At 60.7% G+C, this 20,087-nt stretch carries 15 protein-coding genes; 10 read left to right on the plus strand and 5 right to left on the minus strand.

The annotated features are described in order from the left end of the window. Window positions 1-63 precede the first annotated feature (63 nt). From topA to rpmG, 6 genes are all read left to right on the plus strand, one after another. The gene (gene topA / locus PMI03_RS08690) at window positions 64-2,730 is read left to right on the plus strand and encodes a type I DNA topoisomerase (protein ID WP_007692049.1); all 2,667 of its coding nucleotides are present in this window, start codon (window positions 64-66) and stop codon (window positions 2,728-2,730) included. Continuing rightward, window positions 2,727-5,105 (plus strand): ribonuclease R, encoded by a 2,379-nt coding sequence (gene rnr, locus PMI03_RS08695; protein WP_007692051.1) that lies wholly within the window; start codon window positions 2,727-2,729, stop codon window positions 5,103-5,105. Before topA ends, rnr begins: the two co-directional genes overlap by 4 nt. 30 nt (window positions 5,106-5,135) lie before the next feature. Then, window positions 5,136-5,591, plus strand: coding sequence for a DUF983 domain-containing protein (locus PMI03_RS08700; protein ID WP_007692053.1), 456 nt, complete (start codon window positions 5,136-5,138; stop codon window positions 5,589-5,591). Beyond that, window positions 5,588-5,902, plus strand: coding sequence for a hypothetical protein (locus PMI03_RS08705; RefSeq protein WP_039973702.1), 315 nt, complete (start codon window positions 5,588-5,590; stop codon window positions 5,900-5,902). The genes PMI03_RS08700 and PMI03_RS08705 overlap by 4 nt, the downstream gene beginning before the upstream one ends. Beyond that, complete coding sequence (locus tag PMI03_RS08710; protein ID WP_007692056.1) at window positions 5,899-7,083, plus strand: MFS transporter; 1,185 nt, start codon at window positions 5,899-5,901, stop codon at window positions 7,081-7,083. Before PMI03_RS08705 ends, PMI03_RS08710 begins: the two co-directional genes overlap by 4 nt. Before the next feature lie 96 nt (window positions 7,084-7,179). Beyond that, a complete protein-coding gene (gene rpmG, locus PMI03_RS08715) occupies window positions 7,180-7,347 on the plus strand; it encodes a 50S ribosomal protein L33 (RefSeq protein WP_003547442.1) in 168 nt (55 codons plus the stop codon). A gap of 822 nt (window positions 7,348-8,169) precedes the next feature. On the opposite strand, the gene PMI03_RS08720 is transcribed toward rpmG, so the two are convergent. Beyond that, window positions 8,170-9,543: a PleD family two-component system response regulator gene (locus tag PMI03_RS08720; RefSeq protein ID WP_007692070.1), complete on the minus strand. Its 1,374-nt coding sequence runs from the start codon at window positions 9,541-9,543 to the stop codon at window positions 8,170-8,172. Window positions 9,544-9,559: 16 nt separating this feature from the next. Further along, window positions 9,560-9,931, minus strand: coding sequence for a response regulator (locus PMI03_RS08725; protein WP_028754034.1), 372 nt, complete (start codon window positions 9,929-9,931; stop codon window positions 9,560-9,562). A 131-nt stretch (window positions 9,932-10,062) separates the two neighbouring features. On the opposite strand from PMI03_RS08725, the gene PMI03_RS08730 reads away from it, so the two are divergent. Next, on the plus strand, window positions 10,063-10,371 hold the full coding sequence (locus PMI03_RS08730; RefSeq protein ID WP_007692072.1) for a DUF3572 domain-containing protein: 309 nt from the start codon (window positions 10,063-10,065) through the stop codon (window positions 10,369-10,371). A 2-nt stretch (window positions 10,372-10,373) separates the two neighbouring features. Beyond that, window positions 10,374-11,021: a hypothetical protein gene (locus tag PMI03_RS08735; protein WP_007692073.1), complete on the plus strand. Its 648-nt coding sequence runs from the start codon at window positions 10,374-10,376 to the stop codon at window positions 11,019-11,021. A 17-nt stretch (window positions 11,022-11,038) separates the two neighbouring features. Here PMI03_RS08735 and PMI03_RS08740 read toward each other — a convergent pair whose 3' ends face one another. Beyond that, a complete protein-coding gene (locus tag PMI03_RS08740) occupies window positions 11,039-11,620 on the minus strand; it encodes a hypothetical protein (RefSeq protein ID WP_007692074.1) in 582 nt (193 codons plus the stop codon). Window positions 11,621-11,701: 81 nt separating this feature from the next. On the opposite strand from PMI03_RS08740, the gene PMI03_RS08745 reads away from it, so the two are divergent. After that, window positions 11,702-12,991 (plus strand): DNA polymerase IV, encoded by a 1,290-nt coding sequence (locus PMI03_RS08745; RefSeq protein WP_012651239.1) that lies wholly within the window; start codon window positions 11,702-11,704, stop codon window positions 12,989-12,991. Here the strand turns inward: PMI03_RS08745 and PMI03_RS08750 are convergent. Next, the gene (locus tag PMI03_RS08750; protein WP_007692079.1) at window positions 12,961-14,712 is read right to left on the minus strand and encodes a GNAT family N-acetyltransferase; all 1,752 of its coding nucleotides are present in this window, start codon (window positions 14,710-14,712) and stop codon (window positions 12,961-12,963) included. The two genes, PMI03_RS08745 and PMI03_RS08750, sit on opposite strands and share 31 nt — an antisense overlap. A gap of 198 nt (window positions 14,713-14,910) precedes the next feature. Between PMI03_RS08750 and PMI03_RS08755 the strand changes: the two genes are divergently transcribed. Beyond that, entirely contained in the window at window positions 14,911-16,179 is a 1,269-nt protein-coding gene (locus PMI03_RS08755) for a L,D-transpeptidase family protein (RefSeq protein WP_007692081.1), read from the plus strand. On the opposite strand, the gene dnaE is transcribed toward PMI03_RS08755, so the two are convergent. Then, entirely contained in the window at window positions 16,176-19,673 is a 3,498-nt protein-coding gene (dnaE, locus tag PMI03_RS08760; RefSeq protein WP_007692082.1) for a DNA polymerase III subunit alpha, read from the minus strand. The genes PMI03_RS08755 and dnaE overlap by 4 nt on opposite strands. Window positions 19,674-20,087: the final 414 nt, after the last annotated feature.

A 20,087-nucleotide genomic window follows, 5' to 3' on the forward strand; every position in this document is an offset into this window, starting at 1 on the left:
AGCGAAAATACCCGGTCTCTCCCGCGCCTTTTTCCGGCGCGACCTCTTATTCAGAGAATTATGATGAACGTTGTAGTGGTGGAATCGCCTGCCAAGGCCAAGACAATCAACAAATATCTGGGACCCGGATATACGGTTCTTGCTTCCTTTGGCCATGTGCGAGACCTGCCCGCCAAGGACGGCTCGGTCCTGCCCGATCAAGACTTCGAAATGCTGTGGGAAGTCGACCCCGCCTCGCAAAAACGCATGAAGGACATCGCCGACGCGGTGAAATCCTCCGACGGCCTGTTTCTCGCGACCGACCCGGATCGCGAAGGCGAAGCGATTTCCTGGCATGTTCTCGATCTTCTCAACAAGAAGCGCGTCATCAACGGCAAGCCCGTCAAGCGCGTCGTCTTCAATGCCATCACCAAGAAGGCCGTGCTCGACGCAATGGCCGATCCGCGCGATATCGACGTGCCGCTGGTCGACGCCTATCTCGCCCGCCGCGCTCTCGACTATCTCGTCGGCTTTAATCTGTCGCCGGTGCTCTGGCGCAAGCTGCCGGGTGCTCGTTCGGCTGGCCGCGTCCAGTCGGTGGCGCTTCGCCTCGTCTGCGACCGTGAATCCGAAATCGAACGCTTCATCTCGGAAGAATACTGGAATCTCTCGGCGATCTTGAAGACACCGCGTGGTGACGAATTCGAGGCCCGGCTGGTGGCTGCCAACGGCAAGCGGCTGCAGCCGCGCGCTATCGGCAACGGCGAAGAGGCCGGCAATCTGAAGGCGCTTCTGGAAGGTGCCTCCTATGTCGTCGACACCGTCGAGGCAAAGCCGGTCAAGCGCAATCCGAGCCCTCCCTTCACAACCTCCACCCTGCAGCAGGCCGCTTCCTCGAAGCTCGGCTTCTCGGCTTCGCGCACCATGCAGGTGGCGCAGAAGCTGTATGAAGGCGTCGACATCGGCGGCGAAACCGTCGGTCTCATTACCTATATGCGTACGGACGGCGTGCAGATGGCGCCGGAAGCGATCGACGCGGCACGCACCGCCATCGCCGATCAATTCGGCAACCGCTACCTGCCGGAAAAGGCACGCTTGTACTCGACCAAGGCGAAGAACGCCCAGGAAGCGCACGAAGCAATCCGTCCGACCGATTTTGATCGTACGCCGGATCGCGTCCGCAAGTACCTGGATGCCGACCAGCTGCGGCTTTACGATCTCGTCTGGAAGCGTGGCATCGCCAGCCAGATGGCCTCGGCCGAGATCGAACGCACCACCGTCGAGATCCTCGCCGACAATGGCGGCCAGAAGGCTGGCCTTCGCGCAGTCGGTTCGGTGATCCGCTTCGACGGCTTCATTGCCGCCTATACCGACCAGAAGGAAGACGGCGAGCAGAGCGACGATGCCGACGACGAGGATGGTCGTCTGCCGGAGATCAATGCGCGCGAAAACCTCGCCAAGCAGAAGATCAACTCGACGCAGCATTTCACCGAACCGCCGCCGCGCTATTCGGAAGCGTCGCTGATCAAAAAGATGGAAGAGCTCGGCATCGGCCGCCCGTCGACCTATGCGGCGACGCTGGCGACGCTGCGCGACCGCGATTATGTGACGATCGACAAGCGCAAGCTGCTGCCGCAGGCCAAGGGCCGGCTGGTGACCGCCTTCCTCGAAAGCTTCTTCACCAAATACGTCGAGTATGACTTCACCGCCGATCTCGAAGAAAAACTCGACCGCATCTCGGCCGGCGAGTTGAACTGGAAGGACGTGTTGCGCGACTTCTGGCGCGACTTCTTCGCCCAGATCGAGGACACCAAGGAGTTGCGCGTCACCAATGTGCTCGACGCGCTGAACGAGGCGCTGGCGCCGCTGGTCTTCCCGAAGCGCGAGGATGGCAGCGATCCGCGTATCTGCCAGGTCTGTGGCACGGGCAACCTCTCGCTGAAGCTCGGCAAATACGGCGCCTTCGTCGGCTGCTCGAACTATCCGGAATGCAATTATACGCGCCAGCTTTCCTCGGAAGGCGGCACGGAAGCGGAGGCCTCGGGGCTCAACGAACCGAAGGCGCTCGGCACCGATCCGGTGACCAACGAGGAGCTGACGCTGCGTTCGGGCCGTTTCGGACCCTATATCCAGCGCGGCGACGGCAAAGAAGCCAAGCGCGCCTCGCTGCCGAAGGGCTGGAAGCCGGAAGATATCGACTATGAAAAGGCCATGGCGCTGATCTCGCTTCCCCGCGATATCGGCAAGCATCCCGAAAGCGGCAAGATGATCTCGTCCGGCATCGGCCGTTACGGGCCTTTCCTGCTGCACGACGGCAGCTACGCCAATCTCGAGACCGTGGAAGACGTCTTCACCGTCGGCCTCAACCGCGCCGTGACCGTGCTTGCTGAAAAGCAGAGCAAGGCAGGCGGCGGACGCGGCACGCCCGCGGCCTTGAAGGATCTTGGCGCGCATCCCGACGGCGGCGGCTCGATCACCGTTCGCGACGGCAAATACGGCCCCTATGTCAATTGGGGCAAGGTCAACGCCACGCTGCCGAAGGGTTCCGATCCGCAGGCCATCACGGTCGAGGAAGCCCTGGCGCTGATCGTTGCCAAGGCCGGCAAGTCCGGCGGCGGGAAGCCTGCCAGAGCGCCCGCGAAGGCGAAAACCAAGACGGCAGCGGCCGCCAGCAAGACGACGAAGACCACCGCCAAGCCGAAGGCCAAAGCGGCCACCAAGGCGAAGACAACGAAGAAGAGTGCAGAGTGAGCAGAGAACCACGCGGCAGGAATTCATCGCCGGAGCACCGCTCCGGCAAGGTTGGCCGCGTGACAAAGAACAGCGGCGATGCGGAGCCGATGGCAGCGATCATTCACGGCGTCCTGCCGCCGCGCGAAGTTCTCCTGCGCTTTATCGCCGATCATCCGCAGCAGGCGTCCAAGCGTGAACTCGCCAAGGCCTTCGGGCTGAAGGGCGAGGCCCGCATCGAACTCAAGAGCCTCCTGCGCGAGCTTGAACAGGACGGTATGGTGCAGAAGAGCCGCAAGTCGCTCATCCGCCCCGGCGCACTGCCGCCGATCGCCGTTCTCGACATCACCACGCGCGACAAGGACGGCAGCCTGATCGGCCGACCGACCGAATGGCCGGAAGAAAACGGCGTGGCCCCGGCCGTGATGATCAAGCAGTCCTCTTCGCCCGCCGGCCGCAACGGCAAGGGCAAGGCGCCCGTTGCCGGCATGGGCGACCGCATCCTCGCCAAGATCTTTTCGGCCGTCGATCGCGGCGGCCCTGCCTATACCGCGCGTATCATCAAGGTCATCGACAAGCGCCAGGGCGCGTCCATGGGCGTCTTCCGCGAAACGCCGGGCGGCGGCGGGCGGCTGATGCCGATCCAGCGACGCGGCGAGGAAATGGTGATCGATCCGGAATATACCAGCGACGCCAAGGATGGCGATCTGGTCGAAGTCGAAGTGGCGCGCCTTGGCCGTTTCGGCCTGCCCCGCGCCAAGGTTCTGTCGATCGTCGGTTCCGTCGCCTCGGAAAAGGCGATTTCGATGATCGCGATCTATGCACATGGCATTCCGCATGTCTTCCCGCCGGCCGTCATCGCCGAGGCGGATGCGGCCAAGCCCGCCACCATGTCGCATCGCGAGGACTGGCGCAGCCTCCCGCTGATCACCATCGATCCGGCCGACGCCAAGGACCATGACGACGCCGTCTATGCCGAAATGGATCCCTCGCCCGATAATCCCGACGGCGTGATCGTCACCGTCGCCATCGCCGATGTCTCCTGGTATGTGCGCCCCAATTCTCCGCTCGACCGCGAGGCCCTGAAGCGCGGCAATTCGGTCTATTTCCCGGACCGCGTCGTGCCGATGCTGCCCGAGCGCATCTCCAACGATCTCTGCTCCCTCAAGGAAGGTGTCGACCGCCCTGCCCTTGCCGTGCGGATGATCTTTTCCAAGGAAGGCCGCAAAGCTGGCCACACCTTCCATCGCATCATGATGAGGAGTGCCGCCAAGCTGTCCTATCAGCAGGCGCAGGCAGCGATCGACGGCCAGCCGGACGACAAGACCGGACCGATGCTGGAGCCCATCCTGAAGCCGCTCTGGCACGCCTACGGGATCATGCAGCGTGGCCGCGACAGGCGTCAGCCGCTCGAACTCGACATGCCCGAACGCAAGATCCAGCTGAAGCCGGACGGCACGGTCGATCGCGTCATCGTGCCGCCGCGCCTCGACGCTCATAAGCTCATCGAAGAAATGATGATCCAGGCGAACGTGGCCGCCGCTGAGACGCTGGAGAAGAAGAAGCAGGCGCTGATCTATCGCATCCATGACGGCCCGTCACTTGCCAAGCAGGAAGTGCTGCGCGAATTCCTCGCGACGCTCGACATCTCGCTTGCCAAGGGCGGTAATGTCCGCGCCAACAGTTTCAACGGCATTCTGGCCAAGGCCGAGGGCACGCCGCACCAGACCATGGTCAACGAGATGGTGTTGCGCTCGCAGAGCCAGGCGATCTACAGCCCCGACAATATCGGCCATTTCGGCCTGAACCTGATGAAATACGCGCATTTTACTTCGCCGATCCGCCGCTATGCGGATCTGATCGTGCATCGTGCCCTCGTCGGCTCGCTGGGCTTGGGCGAAGGCGGCATCACTCCGGACGAGGAAGCAGCGCTCGACGATATCGCCGCCGAGATCTCCACCTTCGAGCGCCGCGCCATGGCCGCCGAGCGCGAGACGGTCGATCGGCTGATCGCCCATCATCTTGCCGGGCGCGTCGGCGAGGAATTCGAGGCCCGCGTCGGCGGTGTGACCAAGTCGGGACTTTTTGTCACCCTGCCCGACTATGGCGCCGATGGTTTCATCCCTATATCCACACTCGGCTCCGACTATTTCATCTATGACGAGGCACATCAGGCGCTGACGGGTGAAAAGACGGGGCTCGGCTTTCGCCTTGGCGATAGCGTGACGGTGCGGCTGGCGGAAGCGATCCCGCTTGCCGGCGCCCTGCGCTTCGAAATGCTGAGCGACGGCCGCGCCATGCCGACAGCGGTGCGCTCCTTCCACAAGGCGACCCGCCGCAACAAGAGCCCGGCGCGCAAGGCACCGGGAACGAGACCACCGCGCGGCCGCCGATAGACGGCGGCTGCCGGCAGGAAGGAAACGTTCATGACGAGCAGCCCGTCCGATTCCACGATCCGCTACGGCGGTCCCGACGAGGCTGAACGACCGCTGGGACGCTCCATCATGCGCGGTTTACTGAACCGCTGTCCACGCTGCGGCACGGGCAAGCTCTTCCGTGCCTTCCTGAAACCGGTCGACCAGTGCGCGGCCTGCGGCGAGGAGATATTCCACCAGCGCGCCGACGATCTGCCGCCCTATCTGGTGATCCTTGTGCTCGGGCATGTCGTGGTCGGCGGCTTTATGATGACGGACATGGTTTTTCATCTGCCCGTCTGGGTCCATCTCGCCATCTGGGCACCGATCACAGTGATCACCGCGCTGGCGATCATCCAACCGATCAAGGGTGGCGTCATCGGTCTGCAATGGGCGCTCAGGATGCATGGCTTCGGCGGCCATGACGACAGCCCGGATGAGTGGGATCAGGGGAACGGCCGCTCTTGAACACCGTATTCGATCGGATATTGCCAGCCTTGTCGGCCGGCCAGGGTCGGCATGTGCCGCTACGCCCTTCAGCCATGATCGGTATCGAATCATCCCATATTGGTGATTCGCGCGAATTGCCGGATCTCCCACGGCTTGACATCGGCGGCGTTTCTTGTCTGAACATGCCGGGCGTCGAAAGGATCATTCTGGAGGGTACGACCGATCCCATGAAAGCCGAACCGTCACCTGGATTTGGCCGTGCCGTGCCTTTCTATCCCCCCGCGTCGCGAATGATTCGTTCGCCAAATGCTCTAAGGATCAATTCATGACTGAACCGACGAACGGCAAGGCCGGCCATGTCGAAGAAATTCATTGGCCTTCGCTCGTCGCCGCTATTTCGTCCGTTTCCGCTGTCGGCATCGCCATCGGCCTCGGCCTTCCGCTTCTCAGCATCATCCTGGAAAAACGCGGCATTCCCTCGAGCCTGATCGGGCTGAACACGGCGATGATGGGGGTCGCTGCGATGATAGCGGCCCTGATCACCACCAAGCTCGCCCACCGCTTCGGTGTGGTGCAGACGATGATCTGGGCCGTCGTGCTCTCCGCATTGAGCTCGCTCGGCTTCTATTACGCCGAGAGCCTGGTCCTCTGGTTTCCGCTGCGCCTGATCTTTCACGGCTCGACGACGACCCTGTTCATCCTGTCGGAATTCTGGATCAACGCGGCCTCCCCACCCTCCAAGCGCGGCTTCGTGCTCGGCATCTACTCCACGGTCTTCTCGCTCGGCTTTGCCGCCGGTCCCCTGCTGTTCTCGCTGGTCGGCAGCGAGGGACTGATGCCGTTTGCCATCGGCGCCTGCATCATTCTCGCCGCAGCCATCCCGATCTTCATCGCCCGCAACGAGAGCCCGATCGTTGACGAAAAGCCGGAACTGCACTTCGTTCGCTACATCTTCCTGGTGCCGACAGCCACGGCCGCCGTCTTCGTGTTCGGCGCAGTGACGGTCGGCGGCGGATCGTTGTTCACCAGCTATGCGACGCGCCTCGGTTTCAACGAATCACAGGCAGCCCTGCTGCTGACCGTCATGGGCGTCGGCAACTTCATCTTCCAGATCCCGCTTGGGCTGCTTGCCGACCGTATGCGCGACAAGCGGCCATTGCTGTCGATCATGGCAACGATCGGGTTCGTTGGCGCGCTTCTGCTGCCCTCGCTGGCCTCGAACTGGATGCTTCTGGCGGTCATCCTGCTGTTCTGGGGCGGCTGCGTCTCCGGCATGTATACGGTGGGCCTCAGCCACCTGGGAACGCGCCTGACGGGCTCTGATCTGGTCGCCGCCAACGCCGCCTTCGTTTTCTGTTATGCGATCGGCATGGTCCTCGGCCCGCCGACCGTCGGCACCGCCATGGATATTGCCAGCCCCAGCGGTTTTGCTTGGGCGATCGCCTTTTTCTTTGGCCTTTATGTCCTGCTTTCGGGGATACGGCTGCTTTTCATGGGCAACAGAGGTTGACTTTTCGGGCGCGATTTGTATTTTCGCGCCAGAATTTGCCGTGGACCTCCGCACTGGCCGTCCACGGCTTTCATTTTTCTTAAAGGCAGGACGACCATGGCCAAGGCTACCACTATCAAGATCAAGCTGCTGTCGACGGCCGACACCGGTTTCTTCTACGTCACGACGAAGAACAGCCGTACGATGACTGACAAGATGACGAAGACGAAGTACGACCCGGTTGCTAAGAAGCACGTCGAATTCAAGGAAACGAAGATCAAGTAAGTTTCCTAAACTTCTGGTTACAGCAAAAGGCGCAACCGCAAGGTTAGCGCCTTTTTCTTTTTCAGCCCTTCTTCCCTGTGCAAAACTTCGCGAAGACGCCGCTGATCAGCAAAATCTAAAACGCATCCCACTGATATTTATGAGCAAAGAAAAACGCCGCCTTCCATAGGAAGAGCGGCGTTTTAAATCGGGGGCCGGCTAGCCTGCAAAACGGCACGAGGAACCGCTTGAAATTGCCTGCCAGCCGACCGACCCCACGACCCAGGAGATGCGGCGGACCTGAGCATCATGGGGTATTCTCAAACCCTTGCGGGCTATCTCTGTACGGGACTAAATTTGCCCGAAATCGAAAGAAAATCAACAAATTCTTAATGATAAAAAATTCTCGTCTGGCCGAATGGTTAAAATTCCCGGTTTCGCCCAGTTCTATCCCTTGAAAAGATAACAATCCCCAAGCGAGTACATCGCAAAAAACGAAGAGATAATTAGCGTATGCATAGCAAATTCAAGCGAGAGATATTTAAAGACGATTTCATACTATAATGACAGCCATATTATGAGTGGCATACTCATGGTTCTCTATCAGCTCAAACTCCGAGCCATCAAGAATATCGCGCGCAATACACTATTGTGCATTTGATCATTGCCGGCAGGCGGGTATTTCCGTCAAATTATACGACAATTATAGCGTTTATTCTGCAGTACTGATCCGTTCACATATAGCTGTGGACCCATGGTTATAAATTTTAGATCGCTGCTCAAAATTCTGAAAAGCCCGTGGATATTGAGGGGCCAAGGAATTGAGCACTGGATCAGTTCGGATCAGGCTGCCGCAGCAACAACGCGATTGCGGCCTGCCTTCTTAGCTTCGTAAAGGGCGAGATCGGCCTGCTTCATCAACTGCTCGGGCGTCTCTATGGATTCCAGGCGGGACGAAATGCCGAAAGAGGCGGTGATATTAAGCGCGGCTCCCGCTTCCCGCAGCGTGACGGGCGCGGTTTCCACCGCGGCGCGCAGACGCTCGGCAACGGCGGCAGCAACCTCCGGAGGCGTATCCGGCATCACCACGACAAATTCCTCGCCGCCATAGCGACAGGCCAGATCGGCGCCACGAACGGTGGAGCGGATACGAGCGGCAAATTCCTTGAGCACCTCGTCGCCGGCATCATGACCATAGGTATCGTTCACCAGCTTGAAGCGGTCGATATCGGTGATCAGGATTGAGAGCGGCCGGCCACGCGCCAGCGAGCGGTTGAAGAGGATCTTCAGGTGATTGTCGAGATAGCGCCTGTTGTTCAGCCCGGTAAGCGCGTCGGTGACGGCAAGCTCGATCGTATGTTGTACGCTGGCGCGCAGACGGTCGTTGTAGCGCTTGCGGCGGATCTGCGTCAGGCTGCGGGCAACCAATTCGTTCGGATCCAGCGGCCGGACAATGTAATCGTTGACGCCGAGATCGAGCGCCCGGACGATCATCTCGTCGGCCCCCTGCTCCGTCACCAGCAGCACCGGCAGGAAGCGCGTGCGCTCCAGCGAACGAAGCTGTGAGCAAAGCCGCAGCGGATCATAGTCTTCGAAATTGGAATTGACGATGACGAGCTCGAACGGCTTCTCCGCGGCCTCGAACAGGGCCGCCTGCGGATCGGACGTCGCCGTCACCTGGGCGATCGGTTTCAGGGCGCGGACGATGCGCTCCTGCGAATTGGCCCGGCCGTCGACCAGGAGGATATGGCCGGTTTCGTCAATACGGCCATCCCCCAGGCGCAGCAGATCCTCGATGCCGAGATTGCGGGCCGTCTCATTGCGCATGCGCAGCTCGTCGCTCAGCGTCTTCAGCCGCAACAGGCTCTTGACGCGTGAGATGAGCTGCAGGTCGTTCACCGGTTTGGTCAGGAAATCGTCGGCACCGGCCTTCAGGCCGCGCACGCGATCGGCGGGCTGATCCAGCGCCGTGACCATGACAACGGGGATATGCGAGGTGCGCGCATCGGATTTCAGCCGTTCGCAGACGTCGAAACCGTCCATACCGGGCATCATGATGTCGAGCAGGACCAGATCGACCTGCGTGCTGTCGCAGATGGCCAGCGCCTTCAAGCCGTCCTCGGCCGTCAGCACCTCGAAATACTCGGCCAGCAACCGCGCTTCTAGAAGCTTCACATTGGCCGGGATATCGTCAACTACCAGGATGCGCGCCGTCATCAGTCGTTCCCCACGCTCACGCGTCGCCCAGGTAAGTCTTGATGGTCTCGATGAATTTCGGAACGGAGATCGGCTTCGAGACATAGGCCTCACAGCCGCCCTGACGAATGCGCTCTTCGTCCCCCTTCATCGCAAAGGCGGTGACCGCGATCACTGGGATGACATGCAGATCGTCATCCTCCTTCAGCCATTTCGTCACTTCCAGTCCCGAAACTTCGGGAAGCTGGATATCCATGAGGATCAGGTCCGGGCGATGTTTGCGAGCCAGATCAAGGGCTTCCATACCGTTCCGCGTCTGGATCGTCGTGTAGCCTGACGCCTCGATCAGATCGCGAAAGAGCTTCATATTCAGCTCGTTGTCTTCTACAATCATCACTTGCTTAGGCATGGAGAGCTGTCCCTGCATTCGGTATTGCATCCACTTGCTGAAAATATAAGGTCGCGACAAATCGATTCCAAAAATATTTGAATCGGACTTTAGCGGCATTTGGTTGAAAAATAGGTAACTTACCTCTCAAAATGCAAAGTAACTTCAAGAACTCGAAGAAGGCCGCCGCCGACCCGCAAGAGACTGCGATCGCGGTGCTTGGCTGGCTCGCCCACGAGCCTGATATGTTCGGTCGTTTCCTGGCACTGACCGGCGTCGAGCCGGCACAGGTGCGCAACGCCATCAACGAACCGGCCTTTCTCGCGGGCATGCTGGATTTCCTGATGAACCATGAGCCGACCTTGCTTGCCTTCTGCGAGGCAAGCGGGATGGCGCCAGAGGCCGTTATGGCGGCCGCGGCGCATTTCTCGCCGCCTGGCCTCTCCTCGGGGGAATATTGACCATGGACGCCCCGCTCGAACTTGATATGTCGCATGTGCGCCTGGGAGACCGGCCGCTGGTCGTCTGCGACGTCGATGATGTCGTGCTGCATTTCTTCGCGCCTTTCCTGGTCTTTCTTGATGCCGAGGGCCATGAATTCCTGCCGCGTTCCTTCCGGCTGACCGGCAATATCATTTCGAAAGCCAACGGCATCGCTTTGGAGGAAAAGGACGTCCATCGCCTGATCGAGGCCTTTTTCGAGGCGCAGGAGCAGTGGCAGACGCCTCTGGACCGCGTCGTCGATGCCCTCGGTGACTTTTCCAAGAACGCCGACGTCGTTTTTCTCACCGCCATGCCGCCGCAATTCTCGGCCCAGCGCCGCCGCCTTCTCGACAGGCTCGGCCTTATCTATCCGCTCATAGCCTCGCTGCAGCCGAAGGGGCCGATCCTGCAGACCCTGCATGGCGGCCGCCCTCTTCCCGTCGCCTTCGTCGACGATATGGCGCACAATCTGCATTCGGTTCGCGATCATGTCGAAAGCTGCCTGCTGATCAATCTGAGGCCGGATTCGATCGTGCATCGCATGGCCCCGACCGTGGCCGCCGATATTCCCCAGACGAACGACTGGGCTGAGGCGGCGCCATTGATCCACGCCCATATCGCCCGCTGAACCCAGCCGCGGTGCCATCAGAGAACAAGGCGCATCAAGGGTCGCCCATCCTTTCGTTTTGCCACCTCGGAAAATCCGGCCGCCTCGAATATCCGCAGCGATCCGACATAGAGGCCGACGGATTTCGACTGTTTCGTCCGTTCGATGGGACAGCCTTCAAGAATGCGCGCGCCGGATGCCTTGGCGAAATTCACCGCCTCCGACAGCATGCGGTGGCTATATCCCTTGCCGCGATCGCGCGAATTCATGAAGAAACAGCTCACGGCCCAGACCGAGTCGTCTTCGGCATCGGCGGGATCGAGCGGCCGTGACACGGTTTTCGGGGAATTCCATTTCGGCAGTTCCGAGCGCGGGCCGACCTGTGCCCAGGCGACCGGGCGTTCGCCGATATAGCCGAGAATGCCGGGCGACGGACCGGCAGCGACCCTTGCCTGCATGAACGCCTTCTTGGCATCACCATCCATCGTCTTCCGCTCAGATGTCGGAATGCGGAAATGGGTGCACCAGCAACCATAGCAGGCGCCGCTCGGGCCGAAGAGCGTCTCGAAATCACCCCAGCGATCCGACGTCAGGGGCAGCACTTTCAATTCCTCCAACATCCCCTCCTTCGGCGTTTTTCCGCCTTGAGACTCGCGAGCTTAGAACATAAGGTAGCGATGTTCAATTTTTGTTCTCGTTTCATGACCAGCGCGCCCGACAAAATTTCCGGTTTTTGCCGCGATTGCTTGAGCGAGCAATTGAGCGAGCGTGCGCGCTGTCGTGCCTGCGGCAGTCCGCGCCTCGTCTATCACCGCGAACTCTACGACCTGACGCTGGCGCATATCGATTGTGACGCCTTCTATGCCTCAATCGAGAAGCGTGACAATCCGGAGTTGGCCGACAAGCCAGTCATCATCGGCGGCGGCAAGCGCGGTGTCGTATCCACTGCCTGCTATATCGCCCGCATCCATGGTGTCCGATCGGCCATGCCGATGTTCAAGGCGCTGGAGGCCTGTCCGCAGGCGGTCGTCATTCGCCCGAACATGGAGAAATATGTCCGCGTCGGCCGCGAGGTACGCACGCTGATGCAGGAACTGACGCCGCTGGTGCAGCCGCTTTCGATCGACGAGGCCTTTCTCGAGCTTGAGGGCACGCAGCGCCTGCATCATGATCCGCCGGCGCGGATCCTCGCCAAATTCGTCAAGCGTATCGAGAGCGAGATCGGCATCACCATCTCGGTCGGTCTTTCCTATTGCAAGTTTCTCGCCAAGGTCGCCTCCGACTTGCAGAAGCCGCGCGGCTTTTCCGTGATCGGCCGCGAGGAGGCATTGTCGTTTCTGGAGCCGCGTTCGGTGACGACCATCTGGGGCGTCGGCAAGGCCTTTGCCGCGACGCTGGAGCGCGACGGCATCCGCACCATAGGCCAGTTACAAACCATGGAGGAAGGCGACCTGATGCGCCGCTATGGCGTCATCGGCCAGCGACTTTTCCGCCTGTCGCGCGGCGTCGATGACCGCACGGTACATCCGAACGAAGCAGCCAAAAGCGTCTCGGCAGAGACGACCTTCTTTGAGGATATCTCACGCCATGAAGATCTCGTGCCGATCCTGCGCGATCTCTCGGAAAAAGTATCGCGACGCCTGAAACGCGGCGACATTGCCGGGCACACCGTCGTGTTGAAGCTGAAATCGGCGGATTTCAAAAGCCGGACCCGCAACCGCCGCCTGGAAGACCCGACCCAGCTTGCCGACCGCATTTTTCGTACCGGCCTGCGGCTCCTCGAACATGAGACCGATGGCACGAAATTCCGCCTGATCGGCATCGGCGTCACCGATCTCTGCGATGCCGCCCGCGCCGATCCGCCGGATCTGATCGACGAACAGGCGAGCCGCCGCGCGGCAGCCGAGGCGGCAATGGACAAGCTCAGGGAAAAATTCGGCAACAAGACGGTGGAAACCGGCTACACATTCGGCGGCAAGCGCGGGACGTGAGAGAGGGGCGGCAGCATGTCCGGCTCCTCATCGAAAAGTGCTGCGCGATTGGCAAGCGCCTGTTCGTAGTCCGGCCTGACCGCAATCGCGTCGTCATAGCTCGCCAGCGCCTCGTCAGGACGTCCCAGATGGCGCAAGGCGTTGCCCTTGTTGTTGTGGGCAACCGCATGGTCCGGCTCCAGGGCGATCGCGCGATCATAACGGATGACGGCCGGCTCGAAATTCCGGGTCGCGGCAAGGATATTGCCGTAGGTGCAATGGGCGGCAGCGGAATCGGGGCGAAGCTCCAGCGCCCGCGCGATCTCGGCCTCCGCCTCCCCGGCCTCGCCGCGCAGCAGCAGGAGTATGCTCAGCCGGCGCGCGGCATCGAAATCTCCGGGATTTTCAGCGATCGCGGCGCGGCATTGCCTTTCCGCCTGGACGCGATCGGTAGATCCCTGCTCACCAGCCGGGGCATCATCGGACCAGAGTGTCTGCCAGAGAGTCCGCGACGCTGCGATATCGCGATAGAGCGCCAATGCCTCGCGATGCGCAGGCTCGACGGCAAGGATCTGCCGGCAGCCGATCTCGACATCGCTCTGATCGCCGTCAGCATGAAGGCCTTTCACACGGGCAAGCACAAGCGGCAGACTATGCGGATCCAGCCGCTCGCCGAGGTTCCACCCCGTCCTTGTGTCGATCCTATAGTGCTCCAGGCGCCGACTGACGGAACCAAAAATATACTTATGGGCATAATTGCCGGCACCGAGATCGTAGATGCGAAAGCCGTTCTCGATCGCCCAGCGGATCGTATAGGCATGTAGCATCAAGCCTGGGGACATATCCCGGATTGCCGCGTCGCGTGCGCTCAGGAAACAGATCAAGCTCTTCCTGGGTCGGTCGAGAAGGATGGCAGCAGCCGCGATCGGCGTCTCGTCCTGCCACAGGATCGGCAAAAAGAGATCGCCATCGCGGATGCAATCCGGCAGAACAGACCGCGCATTGTCGAGAATGTAGCTCGCATGGCCCGGATCGCGCTGTCCCCATTGCTTCTCCCAGAGGCCCAGCAGCGTCGCCAAGTCCTTCTCACCGGCTCCACTGTCGCCATGCGTCACCCGCAGCGTCGTCGAGCCATCCAGCTTGCGCAGGCCAAGGCGGACATTGCGCCGCACGCGCGGACGCAGTTTTTCGCTGAGGAAGGATTCGAAATCCGCCGGCAGCGTCACATGGAGATGGATCTCCGGATCGACCCGGTCTGTGGCATTCTGGATCCGCGCGGGGTGCCTGACCCTATCGCCGGTAAAATCCTTGGGCGGGAAATGGTCAAGGAATAGTCCGATCCGCACAGATGATCGATCGATGCCGTCCAGATGCAGGCTGCGCCAATGAAAGCTGCGGATATGCTCGGCAAAGGCCAGGGCCGATGCGTCGGCATAGGCGGGATCGCTGAGAATGCCGGTATAGGGTGCGAAGTAGGAGCCGCCCATGACGACGATATTGTAAAAGCCCTTGCCCCGATCGAGGCCCGTACCGATCTGGATCGGGAGGAAAGCCACATAGGCGCCGTCAGCCTCCTCCCTCGCCGCCAGTACGAACCAGGGCAAGGTGCGCGAGGCAAACCAGCTCATTATCCATGTCGAGGACAAAAAGCAGTGCGCTTCCGGGTCGATCTCGTAGATCCGATCCCAGTTGCCTTTCAGCGCTTGCAGATCTTCCAGCGTTTCGATCACGTCCACTTGCATGTCGAACCCCCACACGGCCCCACAATCCGTAACTTAAGAATTACATAAAATACTTCCTACCGCAATTGCGCTCATTGAGCGGTCTTTTCCTGGTGAATCGCCGAAAAAGCATTTCGAACTGAAGGCTTGTCTTCAAGTCTTCCTTAAACTTCGAAGTCTAGTCTACATCAATACGAGTATTGCGTTTGGTATGTGTGTATGAAGCCGCGTTTTCTTTTCGGACTTGGCCTGTTGTCGGCCACAGCCCTCGTTCACCCTGCCCTTGCGGCGGACGATGTCCGCACCTTGCAGATCGTCGTGTCGAAGGACCGGCAGTCGCTGGCCGTCTATGACGGCGACAAGGTGGTGGCGACATCGAAGGTTTCGACCGGCAAGCGCGGCCACACGACACCGAGCGGCATCTTCTCCATTCTGGAGAAGGAGGTCTATCACGAATCCAATCTCTATTCGAACGCGCCGATGCCCTTCATGCAGCGCCTGACCTGGTCCGGCATCGCGCTGCACGAATCGAGTTCGGTGCCGAACTATCCTGCCTCGCATGGCTGCGTGCGTATGCCGAAGGCCTTTGCCAAGATGCTCTATCAGATGACCGAGCGCGGCGTGCACGTCGTCATAGCCGACCATCCGCTGGTGCCGCAGCCTTTCCAGCATGCCATGCTGTTCCAGCCCGAGGCAGCGCCCGCCTCCGTGCTGTTCTCCGATCTCGAATTACGTCCGACGACAGCCGTCTTCATACCGCAGGCGCAGCCGGTGCAGGTCGCCACCAACGATGCCGCCGCCTTGCCTGTGCCACCAGCTGTGCGGACAGCACCGCCGGTCGACCAGGCACCACTCAGCATCCTGATGACCCGCCGGGGGCTACGCGAAAACGTTCGTGATCTGCAGGGCCTGTTGAACGCCTTGGGTTTTGCGACCGGCACCCCGGACGGACTGCTTGGACCGGCGACCGTGCAGGCGATCGGCGACTTCAAGAAAGCCCACGGCATCACGACATCGGGCAGCCTTGTCAGCCCCGCGCTGATGAAGGCCGTCTATGCCGCTGCCGGCAAGGGCGAGCCGCCGAACGGCGCTATCATGGTTCGCCAGAACTTCAAGCCGCTGTTCGAAGCACCGGCAATCATCGCCGAGCCGCAGGAAGCGCTCGGCACACATTTCTTCACCGCAAATACGGTCGACAGGATAAACGGCAAGACGGACTGGTTCGGCGTGACGCTGGAAGACGATCTTTCCAAGGATACCAAGAAGCGGCTCGGCATCACCAGCGAAGAGCAGGCGCAATCATTCGACGCCGCCGACCGCGCGCTGAACCGCATTACCATCCCCGACGACATCAGGCGCAGGATCGGCGATCTGCTGACGGCAGGATCGTCCCTGACGATTTCCGACACCGGCGTCGGCCCTGAAACCGGCAACGGCACCGATTTCATCACCATCACCAATAAAGGCGCTTTGGGCAAGAAGGGCTAGACCAGCTCCACATCGATCACGCCGGGCGCTGTGCGCAGGGCCGCGGCGATCTCCGGCGTGATACGGTATTTCTCAGCCAGCACCACCTCGACCTCGCGCTTGCCCTCCTCCTTGATGACGATGAAGGAGACGAGGCCATCGCCCTTGGCGTTGAGATGGGCGGCTACTGCCTTCAGCGGGCCGGAATCGCGGACATAGACGCGCAGCGCCTTTTGCATCTGCAGCGACTTCTCTTCCAATGACTGTGCCGTCTGCAGCCGCAGGCTGATGCCTTCCGGCCGCTCGTCGGCCTGGGCCGTGACGACGAAGGATTTGCCCACTTCGAGCACATCGCGATACTGATTGAGCACTTCAGAGAACAGCACGGCTTCGAACTGCCCCGAAGCGTCGGAGAAGACGAAAATGCCCATCTTGTTGCCGGTGCGCGTCTTGCGCTCCTGCTTCGAAATGACCGTACCCGCCAGACGGCCGTTGCTGGCCCCCTGCTTCACCGCCGCCGAGAAGTCGGCAAAGTTTTGCACGCGCATCTTGTCCAGCACGCTCTTGTAGGTGTCGAGCGGATGGGCCGTCAGATAGAAGCCGAGAACCTGGAATTCACGCAGCAGCCGCTCCGAGGCGAGCCAGGGCGTGAACGGCGGGAAGGAAATCTTCTCAGGCCCGGAAGCGGCACTTCCGAACATATCGTGCTGACCGCTGCGCTTGTTTTCCTGCGCGACCTGCGCGTAGCCCATGATCCGGTCGATCCCGCCGATCAGCTGCGCGCGGTCAATCTCGAAGCAATCGAAGGCGCCGGCGGCGATCAGACTTTCCAGTACACGGCGGTTGATCTGCTTCGGATCGATGCGCAGGCAGAAATCCTCGATACCCGCGAAAGGCTGGTCGCCGCGGACCTCGACAATATGGTCGACGGCGGATTCGCCGACACCCTTGAGGGCGGCCAGAGCGTAATAAATGCGGTTCTCGCCCGTCTCGAAACGGCGGAACGAGGTCTGGATCGACGGCGCGATCACTTCGATGCCGAGGCGCTTGGCGTCCTGGCGGAAGTCGTTGACCTTTTCGGTGTTCGCCATATCGAGCGTCATCGACGCTGCAAGGAACTCTACGGGATAATGCGCCTTCATATAGGCCGTCTGATAGGAGACGATGGCATAGGCGGCGGCGTGCGACTTGTTGAAGCCGTAATTGGCGAACTTGGCGAGCAGATCGAAAATGACATCCGACTGGCCCTTCGACACACCATTCTTGACGGCGCCATCAACGAAGCGCTCGCGCTGCTGGTCCATCTCCGCCTTGATCTTCTTACCCATGGCGCGGCGCAGAAGATCCGCTTCACCGAGCGAATAGCCCGACAGAACCTGGGCAACCTGCATCACCTGCTCCTGGTAGACGATGACGCCCTGGGTTTCCTTCAGCAGATAGTCGATGGTCGGATGGATCGATTCGATCTCTTCCTCGCCATGCTTGCGGGCATTGTAGACCGGGATGTTTTCCATCGGGCCCGGGCGATAGAGCGCCACGAGCGCGATGATATCCTCGATGCAGTCCGGGCGCATGCCGATCAGCGCCTTGCGCATGCCCGCACTTTCCACCTGGAACACGCCGACCGTCTCGCCGCGCGAAAGCATGTCGTAAGTCTTCTTGTCGTCGAGCGGGATGCTGGCGAGATCGATGCTGATGCCGCGCTTGGCGACGAAATCGACCGCCGTCTTCAGGACCGTCAGCGTCTTCAGGCCAAGAAAGTCGAATTTTACCAGGCCAGCCTGCTCAACCCATTTCATGTTGAATTGGGTGACCGGCATGTCGGAGCGCGGATCGCGATACATCGGCACCAGCTTCGACAGCGGCCGGTCGCCGATCACGATGCCGGCGGCGTGCGTCGAGGCATGGCGATAGAGACCCTCGATCTTCTGAGCGATGTCGAGCAGGCGGGCGACGACCGGTTCCTTGTCGGCCTCTTCCTGCAGGCGCGGCTCTTCCTTGATCGCCTGGTGCAGCGGTGTCGGATTGGCGGGGTTGTTCGGCACCAGCTTGCAGATCTTGTCGACCTGGCCATAGGGCATTTCCAGCACGCGGCCGACGTCGCGAAGGGCGGCACGCGCCTGCAACGAACCGAAGGTGATGATCTGCGCCACCTGCTCGCGGCCATACTTGGCCTGAACATAGCGGATCACCTCTTCGCGGCGATCCTGGCAGAAGTCGATGTCAAAGTCCGGCATCGACACGCGTTCGGGATTGAGGAAGCGCTCGAACAGTAGCGAGAAACGCAGCGGATCGACATCGGTAATGGTCAGCGCATAGGCGACCAGCGATCCCGCGCCCGAACCACGGCCCGGTCCAACCGGAATATCGTGGCGCTTCGCCCATTTGATGAAGTCCGCAACGATCAGGAAGTAGCCGGGGAACTTCATGCGTTCGATGACGCTGAGCTCGAACTCCAGCCGCTCGCGATAGTCCTTTTCCACATAACCCGGCGCCATGCCGAGCGACGCGAGCCGCTGGTCGAGACCCTCGATCGCCTGGGCGCGCAACTCCGCGGATTCGGCGCGATCGGCCTCTTCCTCATCGTCGGCGGCGCCGGTGAAGCGCGGCAGGATCGGCTTGCGGGTCTTGAGCACGAAAGAGCAGCGCCGCGCGATCTCGACAGTGTTTTCCAGCGCTTCCGGCAGGTTGGCGAACAGCTTCGCCATATCGGCGCGGCTCTTCAGATAATGATCCGGCGTCAGGCGGAAACGGGTATCGTCCGAAACGATGGCGTTATGGGCGACCGCCATCAGCGCGTCATGGGCATCGTAATCGTCGCGGGTCGGGAAGAAGGCTTCGTTGGTGGCGACCAGCGGCAACTCGTGCTCATAGGCGAGCGCGATCATCTTTTGTTCGTGGCGGCGGTCATAGGTGCCATGACGTTGCAGCTCGATATAAAGCCGGTCGCCGAACAGGCGCTTCAGCGCCAGAAGCCGCGACAGTGCCTGAGGCGCGTGCCCCTCCTTCAGCGCCATGTCGACCGGACCGCCGAGCGACCCCGTCAGCGCGATCATCCCTTCCGTGCCGATCTCTTCCAGCCAGGAGGCGGTGATATGAACGGCCTGATTGCCCTCGCCGCCAAGATAGGCGCGGCTGACAAGATCGACCAGCCGCTCATAGCCCCGCTCGGTGGCGGCAAACAATACAATAGACGGCAGCTTGGCCAAAGCCTGCTGCGGACCGCGCTTCTCGCCCTCGACACCATCCTCCATATCGATGGACACCTGACAGCCGATGATCGGTTGCAGGCCCTCGTCCATCGCCTTCTGGGAAAACTCCAGCGCGACGAAAAGATTGTTGGTGTCGGTGACGGCAATGGCCGGCTGATTGTCGCCGGCCGCCTTGGCAAGGATCTTCTTCAGGGGCAACGCGCCCTCGAGCAGCGAATAGGCGGAGTGGACACGAAGATGCACGAATTCCGGCGTGTCACCGACCGGTGCGCTCGTCGCGCCGCTGCTCGTCATACCCGCCATTTTATGCCCTTCCGCATGCCCAAATGAATCGGCTGCATTGTCGGCATAGCGGACGATAAAGTCCAGAAGCTGTCCTCATGATTCACGGGCGCATCGCAACACCCGTGGGGATAAGATTCACATCGCCATCATGATCAGGGAAAAGCTGGCGACGAACATCACGATGGAGGTGAATGCTGCAACGTCTCGAATGATATCGGTCATTTACGCGCTCCTTACTCGTTATGTTTCTTATTTGTTCTATTTTTGTTCGAGAGTCAATAGGACCATCAATAAATTTCATCATCGATGTTTGCCTGCATGCCAATGGACGGAAGAACCAGCCGCAGCTAAGAGAGAATGAACGGGGAGACCACCATGAAACCGCTTGCTGTCGCAGCCCTCATTTCGATTTCTGCCGCCACGGCGGCCGCC

This window comes from Rhizobium sp. AP16 (assembly GCF_000281735.1).
Lineage (GTDB): Bacteria > Pseudomonadota > Alphaproteobacteria > Rhizobiales > Rhizobiaceae > Rhizobium > Rhizobium rhizogenes.